The following is a 15,398-nucleotide window of genomic DNA, read 5'->3' as shown; positions in this document are numbered from 1 at the left end:
TGTCGCCCGCCCCACAGCCCCACGCGATGCCCGCTCAGCCGTGTTTCTTCCGCCGAGCCTCCGCCTCCTCCGCCTCCTTCGCCTGGACCTCGGGATCGAGGCCCGTGCCGTCGACGGACTTGAGGGGGCCGGGGGCGGGGACCTCGGTCGCGGCGGGGGGTTCGACCAGCCAGTCGGGGTTGGCCTGGCGGTCCCACCAGCGCCAGGCTGCGTAGGCGCCGCCGGTGAGGATGCCGAGGACGGCGAGGCCCTTCACGGCACGCCCCGCGCGGGCCCGGCGGCGGTTCGCGCGGACCAGGCGGTCGATCTGGGCCGGGGTCACCTGGCCGCGGAGGGCGGCGAGGGCGGCGGCGCCTCGGGAGGCGGCTTCGTCGCGGGCAGGTCCGGCCGCCGCTACCGCCTGTTCGATGCGGGGACGTGAGTAGTCGGCGGCCTGACGGGAGTACTCGGCGGCCTGGCGCGCGGCGATCCGGGTGCGGAGCGCCGCCTCGTGGGCCGCGAGGTCGACCTTCGGCGGGACATGGGTCCTGGCCTGTTCGAGCCGCGGGGCGAGATGGGCGTCGTACTGCACACGGGCCTGCTCGGCGGCCAGGGACACCTTGGGCGCGAGCCGTACCCGGGCCTCCTGCGCGTAGTGCGCCGCCCTCTCCCTCGCGGTGTCGGCGTAGGGCGCCACCACTTCCGCGGCGTGCAGCACGCTGTCCTTCGCCGAGCCGGTCGCGGCGCGCACGCTCTCGATGCGGGTCACGGGTTCCTCCTCCTCGGTGGCGTACGTTCTATCGGCTTTCCACCCAATTGGGGATCATGCCTGTTCCGGTGAGACCGGGCATGTGGGGAAGGGCATACGGGTGCCGATCGACACACATCGCCGACGATGCCACGGAACCGGCACTCGCGCAGGAGGACGGGCGTGGGAGGATCGGGGAGTTAAAGAAGGCAGTCGACGAAAGGCGCCCCCAGTGGCCGAGAAGCTCTACGCCACCCTGAAGACCAACCACGGCGACATCGAGATCGAGCTGTTCCCGAACCACGCGCCCGAGACGGTCAAGAACTTCGTCGGTCTCGCCACGGGCGAGAAGACGTGGACGGACCCGAAGACCGGTCAGTCGCGCAACGACAGCCTGTACGCCGGCACCGTCTTCCACCGGGTCATCGACGGCTTCATGATCCAGGGCGGCGACCCGCTGGGCAACGGCACCGGTGGTCCGGGCTACCGCTTCGGCGACGAGTTCCACCCCGAGCTGAAGTTCGGCAAGCCCTACCTGCTGGCGATGGCCAACGCCGGTCCGGGCACCAACGGCTCCCAGTTCTTCATCACCGTCGGCCCCACCCCGCACCTGAACAACCGCCACACCATCTTCGGTGAGGTCACCAAGGGTGCCGAGGTCGTCGACGCGATCGCCAAGGTCCAGACCGGCCGCAACGACCGCCCGGCCACCGACGTCGTCATCAACAGCGTCGTCGTCGAGAAGCGCTGAACCCCGCCCCGGAACCCTTCCGGGGAACCTTTCGCCCCGCTCGTCCGTGAAACAGGAGGAGCGGGGCAAAGCATTGTGTACGACCCACCCGCTACCAGGTACGACGAGCTAGGGGGCCCAGTGGACCAGGCGCAAGGCGACGGACGCCAGGAGGCGCCCGGCCTGCCGGGGTGTTACCGCCACCCCGACCGCGAGACCGGCGTGCGCTGCACCCGCTGCGAGCGCCCGATCTGCCCGGAGTGCATGGTCAGCGCGTCGGTGGGCTTCCAGTGCCCGGAGTGCGTGAGCAACGGCTCGGGCACGGGACACGCGCCCGACGCGAACCGGCCCCGCACGATCGCGGGCGGCACCATCACCGACGACCCCCGGCTGGTCACGAAGATCCTCCTCGGGATCATCGCGGCCGTCTTCCTCGCCCAGCAGACGCTCGGGGACGACTTCACCGACCGGTTCGACCTGATCGGCCGCGCGATCAACCCGGCGATCAGCTGGAACGAGGTGCAGGGCGTCGCCGAGGGCCAGTGGTACCGCCTGCTGACCTCGATGTTCCTGCACGGCAGCGTCATCCACATCCTCTCCAACGCGCTGAGCCTGTGGTGGATCGGCGGCCCCCTGGAGGCGGCCCTCGGCCGCGCCCGCTACCTCGCGCTGTACTTCGTCTCGGGGCTGGCCGGCTCCGCGCTCACGTACCTCATCGCCGAGCCCAACCAGGCGTCCCTCGGCGCCTCCGGCGCGATCTTCGGCGTCTTCGGCGCGATGGCCGTCCTCATGCGCCGCCAGCGCTACGACATGCGGCCCATGATCGCGATCCTGGTGATCAACCTCGTCATCACGTTCGGCTGGAGCGGCATCGCCTGGCAGGCCCACGTCGGCGGTCTCGTCGCCGGGGTCGTCATCGGCGCGGGGATGGTCTACGCGCCCCGCGACAAGCGGACCCTCGTCCAGTACGGCACCTGTGCACTGGTGCTCGCGGCAGTCGTCATCGTGACCCTCTTGAGGACCTCTCAGCTCACTTGAGCACAGAGTTGTCCACAGTCCGTAGCCTGTCCTGCGCACCCTGTGGACGAACGGGTTCGCCCCCTGTGACCGACCGGCGTTTACGCAGGTCAGGCAGGGGGCGAAGGCGTTTTCGAAGGGTTGTGGGTTCGTCGTACCGGCGTCAACGTCCTGGGAGTTATCCACAGATCGTCGTTCTTTTTCCCCACCGTGTGGACAACGAGCCCTGGCCTGTGGATAACTCCGTGAACAGCCCTGGGGAAAACTACCCGCGGTCCGTCACTTCCACTGGGTGGAGACGCCGAACCCGGCCGCGATGAACCCGAAGCCGACGACGATGTTCCAGTTGCCCAACGCGTCGAGGGGGAGGTCCCCGTCGGTCACGTAGAAGAGGACGATCCAGGCCAGCCCGATCAGGAACAGCGCAAGCATGACCGGTGCCACCCAGCCCCTGCTGTTCAGCTTGATCGCGGTCGCCTGCTTCGCCGACGGCGGCGTGTAGTCGGCCTTCTTACGGATGCGTGACTTCGGCACGAGGGTCTCTCCTGCTGGCAAGGGGACACGGAGCGCTCCCCCGGGCGTCGGTTAGCGTAGTGCTTCCACGGCGCCGAAGGAGATAACGGTACGTTGCGCAATTCTGCCGACTCCCCCGGTAACGGTTCAACGGGTTCCGCCCCCGGTCGTCCCACTCGTGTCCGTCCCATGAGGATTCTCACGGTCGGAGTCTTCGCTCTCGCCGGTCTGATCTTCTTCACGAGCTTCGACACGGCCAAGGGCACCGACATCCGTACGGACGCCTCCCTGCTGCGGCTCTCCGACCTGATCCAGCAGCGCAGCCACAAGAACGGCCAGCTCGACGAGTCCAACGCCGCCCTGCGCCGCGAGGTCGAGGAACTCGCCGGCGCCGACTCCGGCCGCTCCACCACCGAGGACCGCAGGCTCGCCGCCCTGGAGCACAGCGCCGGCACCGAGGAGATCAAGGGCAAGGCCCTCACCGTCACCCTGAACGACGCCCCGCCGAACGCCACCGCCAAACTCCCCGGCTACCCCGAGCCCCAGCCCGACTACCTGGTCATCCACCAGCAGGACCTCCAGGCCGTCGTCAACGCGCTCTGGCAGGGCGGCGCCGAGGGCATCAAGGTCATGGACCAGCGCCTCATCTCCACCAGCGCCGTCCGCTGCGTCGGCAACACCCTGATCCTCCAGGGCCGCGTCTACTCGCCCCCCTACAAGATCCAGGCGGTCGGCGACCCCCAGAAGCTCAGGAACGCCCTCGCCGCGTCCAAGGCCATCCAGAACTACATGGTGTACGTCGACGTCTACGGCCTCGGCTGGAAAGTCACCGACGACGGCACGGTGACGCTGCCCGGCTACTCGGGCACAGTGGATCTGCACTACGCACAACCCGTGGAGTAGCTCACGCGCAGGGGGTCCCGTGGCGTTACGGGGGATCGTCAGGACGGTCAGCGAGCTGTGCATCACCGCGGGCGCGGTGATCGTCCTCTTCGTCGTCTACGTCCTGTACTGGACCGGCGTCCGCGCCGACCACGACATGGCCGCGCAGATCTCCCAGCTGGAGCACAGATGGGAGAGCCCGGCGCCGGTCGCCTCGCCACCCTCGTACAAGAACGGCCGGTCCTTCGCCGTCATGTACATCCCGCGCCTTGGTTTCACGTGGAACAAGCCGGTCCTGGAGGGCACCGCCGTCGGGACGCTCAAGAAGGGCCTCGGGCACTACGCCGGGACGGCCGTCCTCGGGGGCGTCGGCAACTTCGCCGTCGCCGGGCACCGCCGCACCTACGGCGACCCCTTCAAGGACTTCCCCGAGCTGCGGCGCGGCGACGCCGTCGTGCTCAGCGACGGGACGACCTGGTTCACGTATCGGATCGACAAAGGGCCCTACAAAACCGTACCCACCGACGTTGAGGTGATCGACCCTGTGCCACGTAAGTCGGGGTACACGGCACCGGGCCGGTATCTCACGCTGACCACGTGCGATCCGGAGTGGGGCCACAGCCACCGGCTCGTCGTCTGGGCTCACCTGGACTCCACGACGCCTGTGGACGAAGGCAAGCCCCCGGCGCTGCGCCGTTAGTCTGGTGCGGTACGGCGTGAGTCTGGTGCCGTGGTACGACGGAAGGGACGGCATGTACGGCTGGATCTGGCGGCATCTGCCAGGCAATGCGTGGATCAAGGCACTGGTGTCGATCGTGCTGGTCCTCGCTGTCGTCTACGTCCTCTTCCAGTACGTCTTCCCGTGGGCCGAACCGCTGCTTCCCTTCAACGATGTGACGGTGGACAACCAGTGAGCGTGCGCATTCTCGTCGTCGACAACTACGACAGCTTCGTCTTCAACCTGGTCCAGTACCTGTACCAGCTGGGCGCCGAGTGCGAGGTCCTGCGCAACGACGAGGTCTCCACGGCCCACGCGCAGGACGGCTTCGACGGCGTCCTCCTGTCGCCCGGCCCGGGTACGCCCGAGGAGGCCGGCGTCTGCATCGAGATGGTCCGGCACTGCGCCGCGACCGGCGTCCCCGTCTTCGGCGTGTGCCTCGGCATGCAGTCCATGCAGGTCGCGTACGGCGGCGTCGTGGACCGCGCGCCCGAGCTGCTGCACGGCAAGACGTCGCTGGTCGAGCACGGGGGCAAGGGCGTCTTCGCCGGCCTCCCCTCGCCGTTCACCGCGACCCGCTACCACTCCCTCGCCGCGATGCCGACGACCGTCCCGGCCGAGCTGGAGGTCACCGCGCGCACCGAGGACGGCATCATCATGGGCCTGCGCCACCGGGAACTCCCCGTCGAGGGCGTCCAGTTCCACCCCGAGTCCGTCCTCACCGAGCACGGCCACCGGATGCTCGCCAACTGGCTCGTCGAATGCGGCGACCGGGACGCGGTCGCGAGATCGACCGGGCTCGCGCCGGTCGTGGGCAGGGCCACCGCGTGACCGCCCTGCGCCCCGAGCGCGAGGAGTCGTACGGAGCCGCTCCGTACGACACCGGGGGCCCGTACGGGGGTGAGCGGTACGGCGCTCCCGCCGGAACCGGGGGTTTCCCCGACGCCGCCGGCCCGGCCGTTCCCCTCGACGAGGAGACCGTCGCCCTGCGGATACCCGAGCCGCCCTACGGCGGTGAGCCCATATCCGCTTCTGCGGGCACGGCGGTCCTCCCGGGCCTCGGTGTGCCGCCAGGCGGACGCGCGGCCCGCAGAAAGGCAGCCAAGGGCCGTCGTGGGCGTGTCGTCGCCGCACCGGCGGAGGAGTCACGTCCCCTGAGCGGCGGTTCCCGCCCGCTGTCCCGTGTCGAGGCCCGCCGCCAGGCCAAGGCGCGCAAGCCCGGCCCCGCCGTCGTCGCCAGCCGGGCGCTCGGCGAGGTGTTCATCACCACCGGCGTCCTCATGCTCCTGTTCGTCGGCTACCAGCTCTGGTGGACCAACGTCCGCGCCCACGCGCAGGCCGGCAGCGAGGCCAACCAGCTCCAGAAGGACTGGGCCAGCGGGAAGGGGGCGCCCGGCACGTTCTCCGCGGGGCAGGGGTTCGCCCTCCTCCACATCCCCAAGCTCGACGTCGTCGTCCCCATCGCCGAGGGCGTCAGCAACAAGAAGGTCCTCGACAAGGGGATGGTCGGGCACTACGGCGAGGGCGCCCTCGCCACCCCGATGCCGGACGCCAAGACGGGGAACTTCGGGCTCGCCGGGCACCGCAACACCCATGGCGAACCGTTCCGCTACATCAACCGTTTGCAGCCGGGTGACGCGATCGTCGTAGAGACCCAGGACGAGTACTTCGTCTACAAGATGGCCTCCATGCTGCCGGTCACCTCGCCCAGCAATACCAGCGTTCTCAACGCCGTTCCGCCCGGTTCCGGCTTCACCCAGCCCGGTCGCTACATCACCCTGACGACCTGTACCCCGGAGTTCACCAGTAAGTACAGGTTGATCGTCTGGGGCAAGATGGTCGAGGAACGGCCGCGCAGCAAGGGGAAGCCGGATGCGCTCGTCGAGTAGGGGCAGAGAGACGTGACAGCGACGACCGACGGGACGACCACCCAGCACGCCGGTTCGCCCGCGCCCCGCCGTAAGGGCGGACGCCTCGCGAGCGCCGTGAGCGTCCTCGGGGAACTCCTCATCACCGCCGGTCTCGTCCTCGGGCTGTTCGTCGCGTACTCCCTGTGGTGGACCAACGTCATCGCCGACCGGGAGGCCGCGAAGCAGGGGGACAAGGTCCGCGACACCTGGTCCAAGCCGGTCGGTCCCGGAGCCCTCGACACCAAGGACGGCATCGGCTTCCTCCACGTCCCCGCCATGAAGAACGGCGAGGTCCTGGTGGAGAAAGGGACGTCGTCGGACGTGTTGAACGAAGGCGTCGCCGGTTACTACACCGACCCCGTCCAGGCGACCCTCCCGACCTCCGGCAAACAGGGCAACTTCACCCTCGCCGCCCACCGCGACGGCCACGGCGCCAAGTTCCACAACATCGACAAGCTCAAGGACGGCGACCCGATCGTCTTCGAGACCCGCGACACCTGGTTCATCTACAAGGTCTACTCCACCCTCCCCGAGACCTCGAAGTACAACGTCAAGGTCCTCTCCCAGATCCCCAAGGAATCGGGCACGGAGAAGGCGGGCCACTACATCACCCTGACGACCTGCACGCCGGTGTACACGAGCCGGTACCGGTACGTCGTCTGGGGGGAGCTGGTGCGGACGGAGAAGGTGGACGCGAAGAGGACGCCGCCGAAGGAACTGAGCTGACTGACCTCCTTTAAGGAGGTCAGTCACTGTGCCCTGTGGATAACTCGGCTGACTGAGTTGCTTCAAGTCACTCAGTCGTTCACACCGCGCTCATCATCCGCCGCAGCCTCGCCTTGTGCTGCCGGAGCCGCCTCTCGACACCCTGGACGTCCGCCCGCAGCGCCACCAACTCCTTGCGGTGCTCTCCCGACGTCTCGATGAGGGCGTTGAACATGGGGACGACGGTCTTGCCGAGGATGTGGACGATGCGCTCGTCGATGCGGTTGTCCACAAGCTCGTCGATGGACTGGGAGAGCCTGTGGACAGAGTTATCCACAGGCTGGGAGCGGACCATGTACTCCATGTCCAGGAGATACATACGCACCTGACGTGCGGTTTCGCTGTCGCGGAGGAGCATGGCGACGTTGAGGACGGCTCGGCGGGAGTAGAGAGCGAGGGAGGCTGTGCGTGACTCGATCCCACTGAGCGCCTTGAAGGCGCTCAGTTCTGTACCTGCCAGGACTCGATAGCCGCTGGCCTCCAGCTCTGCCCTGTGGTCGATCACCAGGGAGCGGATGGCCTTGACACGAACCCCGAAGTACTCCGCCACCATCGCCGTCGTCACATGCACCCCATCCGGCAGCAACGACAGCACCTTCACCCGCTCCAGCACCTCCGTCCGCTCCACCACGCTCTCACGCAGCGACTTGGACTCCAGCAGCACGGTTTCGTTGATCATGTCCTGCAAACGAGTGAACGAGTACGAAGACACGATCGACATACGAACGCACACGCACCCACCCACCCACAAAAAAGCCCCGGCCCTCTCCGGAAAGGAGAGGGCCGGGGCTTCAGGCAGTGACGAACCTCAGTCGTCCTCGCGGAACGACGTCCCGGTGAGCCCCCCGCTGAAGAACCCGCTCCCGCCGTTGTTGTTGCCACCGTTGTTGTTCCCGGTGTCGGCGGCCCCGAGGTTCACGGTCGAACCGGCCTGCACGGTCTCCCCAGGGCTCGGGTTGGACCCGAACACCCGGGCGTTGTCGTCCTGGGACCCCTGGATGTTGCCGACCTGGAGCCCCACGTTCTGGAGCGCCTGCTTGGCCTCCTTCAGCGTCAGCCCGACGAGGTTCGACGGCACCTGGGTCTGGGTACTGCGCCCGACCTTGATGTTGATCGTCGTGCCCTTGTCGACCTGCTGACCGATGCTGGGATCGGTCGAGACGACCTTGCCGACCTGGTTCTGGTCCTGCGTGTCGACGTCGGAGCAGCTCCCGGCCTTCAGGTTGTTCTGCTCGATCCGCGACTTCGCGTCGTCACAGCTCAGCCCGGACACATCGGGAACCGTCTCCTTCTCCGCCGCCTTGGCGACGGTGAGGGTGATGGTCGACCCCTTCTCTACCTCGGCCCCGAGCTGCGGGTCCTGCTCCAGGACCTTGCCCTCCGCCTCCGTGGAGATCTGCGTCTTGGTCTTGACGGTGAACCCGTACTGGTCGTCCTCAAGGATCTGCGTGGCGTCGTCCACGTCCTTGCCCAGGACACTCGGCACGGCCACCTTCGGCGCCCCGGTGGAGACGACCAGCTTGATCGTCGTCTGCTTGTCGACGCTCGCGCCCGCTGCCGGGTCCTGCGAACACACCTTCCCCGTCTCGGTGTTCTCGCAGGTCTTCTTCTCGATGGACACCTGAAGATCGCCGTTGGTCGCCTGCTGCCGCGCCTGCGCCTCGGTCTGGTCCACGAACGACGGCACGGTCGTCTTGGTGTTGCCGACGCCCCCGCCCCCGCTGGTGACGTACCAGCCGATGAGCACGGCCCCCACCAGGACGAGCACGGCGGCCAGCGCCAGCACGATCGTCGAGGTGTTCGACTTCTTCTGCTGACGCCGCCGCGCGGGCCGGTCGTCGTAGCCGAAGCCGCCGTCGTCGGGGGACATCGGCGGCAGCATGGTGGTGGCGCCCGCGTCGGAGCGCAGCGCGGTCGTCGCCTGGTCGTCGCCGTAGCCGCCGTACCCGACCGCCCCGAACGCGGCGGTCGCCTGGACCGGCTGGCCGTCGAGGCACGCCTCGATGTCGGCGCGCATCTGGTCCGCCGACTGGTAGCGGTAGTTGGGGTCCTTGACGAGCGCCTTGAGGACGATCGCGTCCATCTCCGGAGTGATCTCCGGATCGAAGACGGACGGCGGCTGCGGCTCCTCGCGGACGTGCTGGTAGGCGACGGCCACGGGGGAGTCGCCGACGAACGGCGGCCGTACGGTCAGCAGCTCGTAGAGCAGGCAGCCGGTCGAGTAGAGGTCCGAGCGCGCGTCGACCTGCTCGCCCTTCGCCTGCTCCGGCGAGAGGTACTGGGCCGTGCCGATGACCGCGGAGGTCTGCGTCATCGTCATCCCGGAGTCGCCCATCGCGCGGGCGATGCCGAAGTCCATGACCTTGACCTGGCCGGTGCGCGTCAGCATGACGTTCGCCGGCTTGATGTCGCGGTGGACGATGCCGCTGCGGTGCGCGTACTCCAGGCCCTGGAGGATGCCGACGGTCATCTCCATCGAGCGCTCGGGCAGCAGCTTGCGCCCGGAGTGCAGGAGTTCGCGGAGGGTGGAGCCGTCGACGTACTCCATGACGATGTACGGGATCGAGACCCCGTCGAGGTAGTCCTCACCCGTGTCGTAGACCGCCACGATCGCGGGATGGTTGAGCGAGGCGGCCGACTGGGCCTCCCGGCGGAACCTGGCCTGGAAGGAAGGGTCGCGCGCGAGGTCCACGCGCAGCGTCTTCACCGCCACGGTGCGGCCAAGGCGGGTGTCATGGGCGAGGTAGACCTCCGCCATGCCACCACGTCCGAGCACCTGGCCCAGCTCGTACCGGCCGCCTAGGCGACGCGGCTCTTCCATAGCTCTTTACCAGCCCTCTCCGTCGGTCCCGACCGGCATCACGCCCGGTCGGCGGCTGCCGTCCGGGGATACGCTACCCGGCTCGCTCTGTCTCACCTGGCCAAGCCTGTTACTCGATACAGGACCGGTATCGCAACGTGCACCGATGCGCGGATTACGTGAGCGGGGTCACTTCTTGTTGCCGATGACTGCCTGCATCACGGCCTTGGCCACCGGTGCGGCGAGGCCGCCACCGGAGATGTCCTCGCGGACGGCGGAACCGTCCTCGACGACGACGGCCACGGCCACGGGGGAGGAGCCGTCGGACAGCTTGGCGTAGGAGATGAACCAGGCGTACGGCTTCTCGCTGTTGTTCAGACCGTGCTGCGCGGTACCGGTCTTGCCGCCGACGGTGACGCCGGAGATCTGCGCGTTCTTGCCGGTACCGTCCTTGACGACCGTCTCCATCATCTGCTGCACCTTCTGCGCGGTGGCGGAGGAGACGGCCTGGGAGAACTCCTTGGGTTCGGTGGTCTCCAGCGTGTCGAGGTTGGGGGACTTGAGGGAGTCCACCATGTACGGCTGCATCAGCTTGCCGTCGTTGGCGATGGCCGCGGCGACCATGGCCATCTGGAGGGGGGTGGCCCGGGTGGAGCCCTGGCCGATGCCGTCGAGCGCGTTCTGCGGCCGGTTGTCCTCGGGGTAGACGGACTCGGCGGCGCGGACCGGGACGTCCAGCTTGCTCTGGTTGAAGCCGAACTTCGTCGCCTGCTCGATCATCTTCTTGTTGCCGACGTTGTCGGACATCTTCGCGAAGACGGTGTTGCAGGAGACTTCGAGGGCGTACTCCAGGGTCGCGTTCTCGCAGGCGCCGTGCTCGTTGGTGAGGTCGGTCTTGGTCTGCGGCAGCTGGTACGGGTCCGGGGTGTCGGTCTTGTCGGTGATCCCGGAGACCACGCCGTTCTCCAGCGCGGCGGCGGCGGTGAGCACCTTGAACGTCGACCCGGGCGGGTACGTCTCGCGCAGCGCCCGGTTCAGCATCGGGTCGTCGGGGTCGTTCTTCTTCTGCGCGGCGACCCAGGCGGCGGTGTCCGCGTCGGTGTTCCCGGCGAACTTCGAGGGGTCGTACGACGGTGTCGAGACCAGCGCGAGGATCTTGCCGGTGGTCGGGTCGATCGCGGCGACCGCGCCCTTCTTGTTCCCGAGCCCGTCGTACGCGGCCTTCTGCGCGGCGGCGTTCAGGGTGGTGACGACGCTGCCGCCGGCGCGCTGCTTGCCGGTGAGCATGTCGAGGGTGTTGCGGAAGAAGAGCCGGTCGTCGGTCCCGGAGAGGATGCCGTCCTCCAGGTTCTCCAGCTGCGTGGAGCCGAACGCCTGCGACGAGAACCCGGTGACCGGCGCCCACATCGCGCCGTCCTTCCAGGTCCGCTTGTACTTGTAGTCGCCGGTGGTCTCCACCGACCCGGTGATCGCCTTGCCGCCGACGATGATGTCGCCGCGCGGGATGGAGTACCGGGTGATCGGGACACGGCGGTTCTTGTCGTCGGTGGCCAGCTCGTTGGCCTTGACGTACTGGAGCCAGTTGCCCCGCACCAGCAGGGCGAGGATCAGCAGACCGCAGAAGATCGCGACGCGGCGCAGGGGCTTGTTCATGAGGGGCGGACCACCTGGGTCATCTCGGCGTCGGGGTTCGAGGCGGGGGCCGGGGCCGGGCGGCGGGCCGTGTCACTGATCCGGATGAGGATGCCGATGAGCGCCCAGTTCGCGATGACGGAGGAACCGCCGTACGCCAGGAACGGCATGGTCATACCGGTCAGCGGGATCAGGCCCATGACACCGCCGGCGACGACGAACACCTGGAGGGCGAACGCGCCGGACAGGCCGATGGCGAGGAGCTTGCCGAACGGGTCGCGGGCGGCGAGGGCGGTACGGATGCCGCGTTCGGCGATCAGGCCGTAGAGCAGCAGCAGCGCCATCAGGCCGGCCAGGCCCAGCTCCTCGCCGAAGGTGGCGAGGATGAAGTCGGAGTTGGCCGCGAACTTGATCAGCTCGGAGTGGCCCTGCCCCCAGCCGGTGCCGAGGGTGCCGCCGGAGCCGAACGCCCAGAGGGCCTCCATGGCCTGCTCGGAGTGGCCGAGGACCTGGTCCTGGGAGAGCTTGTACTCCTTCATCGGGTCCAGCCACGCCTGGACGCGCTGCTGGACGTGCGACTCGAAGCTCGCGACGCCGACCGCGCCGACCGCCGACATCAGCAGACCGAAGACGATCCAGCTGGTCCGCTCGGTGGCGACGTACAGCATGATCACGAACATGCCGAAGAACAGCAGGGACGTACCGAGGTCCGTCTCGAAGACCAGGATGATGATCGACAGGAACCAGACGACGAGGATCGGCCCGAGGTCGCGCCCACGCGGCAGGTAGAGCCCGAGGAACCGGCGGCTGGCGAGCGCCAGCGCGTCCCGTTTCACCATCAGATACCCGGCGAAGAAGATCGCCAGCACGATCTTCGCGAACTCACCGGGCTGGATGGAGAACCCGGCGACCGAGATCCAGATCTTCGCGCCGTAGATGTTCTGCCCGAGCCCCGGCACCAGCGGCAGCAGCAGCAGGAAGATCGCGCCGGCCATCGAGATGTAGGTGTACCGCTGGAGGACCCGGTGGTCCTTCAGGAAGATCAGGACGGCGACGAAGAGCGCGATGCCCAGCGCCGTGTACAGCAGCTGGCGCGGCGCGGCCGTCCCCGCCTGGCCGATCCGGCGCAGCAGCTTCGACTGGTCGAGCCGCCAGATCGCGACCAGCCCGAGCCCGTTGAGCAGGGTCGCCAGCGGCAGCAGCAGCGGGTCGGCGTACGGCGCGAACTTCCGGACGACGAGATGGGCGACGCCGGCCAGCAGACCGAGCCCCAGGCCATAGCTGAGCAGCCCCGCGGGGACCTGCTCGTTGATGGCGAGGCCCACGTTGGCGTAGGCGAACACCGGGATCAGGACGGCGAACACCAGCAGTCCCAGCTCGGTGTTGCGTCTGCTCGGCGCTCCGATGGCACCGATCGTGGACGTGTGGTGCGTCGGTGTGTTGGTAGTACTGCTCATCGTGTGACGGGGCCTCTCACGGCTTGCCTCTTGCTTGCCTCACGGCTCGCTACTGCTTGCCGCACAGCGAGACGACCTGCTCCTCCTCCTGAGAGAGAGTCGGCCCGGGGCTCGGACTGGCCGCCTGCGTGGCTGTCGGGGACGGGGACACGCTCGGGTTCGGGCTCGGGCTCGCCGTACCCGTCGTGGCCGAGGGGCTCGGCGACGGCTTGGACGCGGACGAGGACGATCCGGTTCCCGAACTCCCGTCCTGCGCCTGCTTCTTGCACGCGGACGCCTGGACGGACAGCTCGTCGAGTTTCTTCTGCGCGCTCTTCAGGCTGGACGCGGGGATGGTCTCCTCGACCTGCTTCTGCTGGTACTGCGGGAGGTACTTGAGTTCGATCTCGGGGTGGTCCTTCTCGACCTTCGAGAGCGACACCCAGGCCAGGTCCTGGCTGATTCCCCGGTACAGCGCGAGGTGCTGGCCCTGCGCGCCGACGTAGTACTGCGTCTGCGTCCACCGCCACCCGCCGTACAGACCGCCTCCTACGACGGCCAGGGCGAGCGCGCTGTAGAGGGTGACCTTGAGCCACTTACGGCCCTTGCGGGGCTTGACGAAGTCGTCCCCGGAGTAGTCCCCGAAGCCGTCGGTCTGGATGTATCCCGTGACGTCCCCGGAGCCGGGGGGGCCGAACTCGCCGCCGCCGGGGTTCGCGCGGTGTCTGCCGAGGCTCGCGGCGCGGCCCGCCGGGGTCTGCATGATGCCGTTGTCGTGCAGGTGGGTCTGGTTCTCGGCGACCGCGCCGACCACCACGGGGGTGTCGTACAGCTGGCCGGCGAGGGTGTCCCCGGTGTCGAGGTCGAGGACGTCCGCGACGATCACGGTGATGTTGTCGGGGCCGCCGCCGCGCAGGGCGAGCTGGATCAGCTCCTGGATGGTCTCGTGGGGGCCCTGGTAGCTGGCCAGGGTCTCTTCGAGGGTCTGGTGCGAGACGACGCCGGAGAGGCCGTCGGAGCAGATCAGATACCGGTCGCCCGCCCTGACTTCACGGATCGAGAGGTCGGGTTCGACGTGTTCGGCGCTGCCGAGGGCGCGCATCAGGAGGGACCGCTGAGGGTGCGTCGTCGCCTCCTCCTCGGTGATCCGGCCCTCGTCGACGAGGCGCTGCACCCAGGTGTGGTCCTGGGTGATCTGCGTGAGGACGCCGTCGCGCAGCAGGTAGGCGCGGGAGTCGCCGACGTGGACGAGGCCGAGCCGCTGGCCGGTCCAGAGCAGGGCCGTCAGCGTCGTCCCCATGCCTTCGAGCTGAGGGTCCTCGTCGACCAGCGAGCGCAGCTGGTCGTTGGCGCGCTGGACGGCGGTGGCGAGGGAGGTGAGGACGTCGGAGCCGGGGATGTCCTCGTCGAGCGCGACGATGGTGGAGATCGCCTCGGAGGAGGCGACCTCGCCGGCGGCGGCGCCGCCCATGCCGTCCGCGATGGCGAGCAGCCGGGGGCCGGCGTATCCGGAGTCCTCGTTGCCCTCGCGGATCATGCCCTTGTGCGAACCGGCGGCGAAGCGCAGGGACAGACTCATGCCCACCTCACCCCCCGGCTCCGCATGCAGCCGGTCGTGTCGAGCCACACTGCCCACCCTCCGGTCGGGAGCGCGCCGGAGGCCGGGGGGCCGGCCTGCGCCGCGTGCTCGCTCCGCTCGCGCTCATTCATGATGCAGCACTACTTCCGCAGCTCGATGACGGTCTTGCCGATGCGGATCGGGGCGCCCAGCGGGATCGGTGTGGGGGTCGTCAGCCGCGTTCGGTCGAGATACGTGCCGTTGGTGGAGTTCAGGTCTTCCACGATCCAGTTGCCGTCGCGGTCCGGGTAGATCCTGGCATGGCGGCTGGAGGCGTAGTCGTCGTCCAGCACGATCGTCGAGTCGTGGGCCCGGCCGAGCGTGATGGTCTGGCCCTGGAGGGCGACGGTCGTCCCGGTGAGGGTGCCCTCGGAGACGACGAGCTTGGTGGGCGCGTTACGGCCCCGGCGGCCCCCGGAGGAGGGCTGCTGGCGCTGCTGCGGGGGCGCGGCGGCGGCCTGCTGCTGCCGCCGGCCCTGCTGCGCGTTCTGGTCACCGCCGCGCCGGGAGCGCTGCGAGCCGCGCTGGGTGACGCGCGTACCGAACAGGTCGCTGCGGATGACCTGCACGGCCACGATCACGAACAGCCACAGTACGGCCAGGAAACCCAGCCGCATGACCGTCAGGGTCAGCTCTGACATTGCCCCCGC

At 68.6% G+C, this 15,398-nt stretch carries 16 protein-coding genes; 8 read left to right on the top strand and 8 right to left on the bottom strand.

The window, feature by feature from the left end:
- Positions 1-34: 34 nt before the first annotated feature.
- Complete coding sequence (locus tag ABZX85_RS44040; protein ID WP_355882781.1) at positions 35-748, bottom strand: DUF5324 family protein; 714 nt, start codon at positions 746-748, stop codon at positions 35-37.
- A gap of 211 nt (positions 749-959) precedes the next feature.
- On the opposite strand from ABZX85_RS44040, the gene ABZX85_RS44035 reads away from it, so the two are divergent.
- Positions 960-1,478, top strand: coding sequence for a peptidylprolyl isomerase (locus ABZX85_RS44035; RefSeq protein WP_355882778.1), 519 nt, complete (start codon positions 960-962; stop codon positions 1,476-1,478).
- A 120-nt stretch (positions 1,479-1,598) separates the two neighbouring features.
- Entirely contained in the window at positions 1,599-2,495 is an 897-nt protein-coding gene (locus tag ABZX85_RS44030; RefSeq protein ID WP_355882775.1) for a rhomboid family intramembrane serine protease, read from the top strand.
- 258 nt (positions 2,496-2,753) lie between these two features.
- Here the strand turns inward: ABZX85_RS44030 and crgA are convergent, their stop codons facing one another.
- Positions 2,754-3,008, bottom strand: coding sequence for a cell division protein CrgA (gene crgA, locus ABZX85_RS44025; protein WP_355882772.1), 255 nt, complete (start codon positions 3,006-3,008; stop codon positions 2,754-2,756).
- 93 nt (positions 3,009-3,101) lie between these two features.
- On the opposite strand from crgA, the gene ABZX85_RS44020 reads away from it, so the two are divergent.
- The 6 genes from ABZX85_RS44020 to ABZX85_RS43995 are packed head-to-tail and all read left to right on the top strand — an operon-like array spanning position 3,102 to position 7,223.
- On the top strand, positions 3,102-3,890 hold the full coding sequence (locus ABZX85_RS44020) for a DUF881 domain-containing protein (RefSeq protein WP_355882769.1): 789 nt from the start codon (positions 3,102-3,104) through the stop codon (positions 3,888-3,890).
- 19 nt (positions 3,891-3,909) lie between these two features.
- Positions 3,910-4,569: a class E sortase gene (locus ABZX85_RS44015; protein ID WP_355882766.1), complete on the top strand. Its 660-nt coding sequence runs from the start codon at positions 3,910-3,912 to the stop codon at positions 4,567-4,569.
- A 16-nt stretch (positions 4,570-4,585) separates the two neighbouring features.
- Entirely contained in the window at positions 4,586-4,783 is a 198-nt protein-coding gene (locus ABZX85_RS44010) for a hypothetical protein (RefSeq protein WP_355882764.1), read from the top strand.
- Positions 4,780-5,418, top strand: coding sequence for an aminodeoxychorismate/anthranilate synthase component II (locus ABZX85_RS44005; RefSeq protein WP_355882761.1), 639 nt, complete (start codon positions 4,780-4,782; stop codon positions 5,416-5,418). The genes ABZX85_RS44010 and ABZX85_RS44005 overlap by 4 nt, the downstream gene beginning before the upstream one ends.
- The gene (locus tag ABZX85_RS44000; RefSeq protein WP_355882758.1) at positions 5,415-6,476 is read left to right on the top strand and encodes a class E sortase; all 1,062 of its coding nucleotides are present in this window, start codon (positions 5,415-5,417) and stop codon (positions 6,474-6,476) included. The genes ABZX85_RS44005 and ABZX85_RS44000 overlap by 4 nt, the downstream gene beginning before the upstream one ends.
- 12 nt (positions 6,477-6,488) lie before the next feature.
- Positions 6,489-7,223, top strand: a complete 735-nt coding sequence (locus tag ABZX85_RS43995) for a class E sortase (RefSeq protein ID WP_355882755.1) — start codon at positions 6,489-6,491, stop codon at positions 7,221-7,223.
- 79 nt (positions 7,224-7,302) lie between these two features.
- Here ABZX85_RS43995 and ABZX85_RS43990 read toward each other — a convergent pair whose 3' ends face one another.
- From ABZX85_RS43990 to ABZX85_RS43965, 6 genes are all read right to left on the bottom strand, one after another.
- Positions 7,303-7,941 (bottom strand): restriction endonuclease, encoded by a 639-nt coding sequence (locus ABZX85_RS43990; RefSeq protein ID WP_355882752.1) that lies wholly within the window; start codon positions 7,939-7,941, stop codon positions 7,303-7,305.
- A gap of 129 nt (positions 7,942-8,070) precedes the next feature.
- Positions 8,071-10,083 (bottom strand): Stk1 family PASTA domain-containing Ser/Thr kinase, encoded by a 2,013-nt coding sequence (gene pknB, locus ABZX85_RS43985; RefSeq protein WP_355882749.1) that lies wholly within the window; start codon positions 10,081-10,083, stop codon positions 8,071-8,073.
- Positions 10,084-10,251: 168 nt separating this feature from the next.
- Positions 10,252-11,715 carry a penicillin-binding transpeptidase domain-containing protein gene (locus ABZX85_RS43980; protein WP_355882746.1) on the bottom strand — a complete coding sequence of 488 codons (1,464 nt, stop codon included), beginning with the start codon at positions 11,713-11,715 and terminating at the stop codon, positions 10,252-10,254.
- Positions 11,712-13,151 carry an FtsW/RodA/SpoVE family cell cycle protein gene (locus ABZX85_RS43975; RefSeq protein WP_355882743.1) on the bottom strand — a complete coding sequence of 480 codons (1,440 nt, stop codon included), beginning with the start codon at positions 13,149-13,151 and terminating at the stop codon, positions 11,712-11,714. Before ABZX85_RS43975 ends, ABZX85_RS43980 begins: the two co-directional genes overlap by 4 nt.
- A gap of 49 nt (positions 13,152-13,200) precedes the next feature.
- The gene (locus tag ABZX85_RS43970) at positions 13,201-14,709 is read right to left on the bottom strand and encodes a Stp1/IreP family PP2C-type Ser/Thr phosphatase (protein WP_355882740.1); all 1,509 of its coding nucleotides are present in this window, start codon (positions 14,707-14,709) and stop codon (positions 13,201-13,203) included.
- Between the two features lie 140 nt (positions 14,710-14,849).
- Positions 14,850-15,389, bottom strand: coding sequence for an FHA domain-containing protein (locus ABZX85_RS43965; protein ID WP_355882738.1), 540 nt, complete (start codon positions 15,387-15,389; stop codon positions 14,850-14,852).
- Positions 15,390-15,398: the final 9 nt, after the last annotated feature.

The organism is Streptomyces sp. NPDC004539 (assembly GCF_040610055.1).
GTDB lineage: Bacteria > Actinomycetota > Actinomycetes > Streptomycetales > Streptomycetaceae > Streptomyces.
The sequence above is the reverse complement of the archived record's forward strand: the minus strand, read 5'-3'. Positions and strand labels throughout refer to the sequence as shown.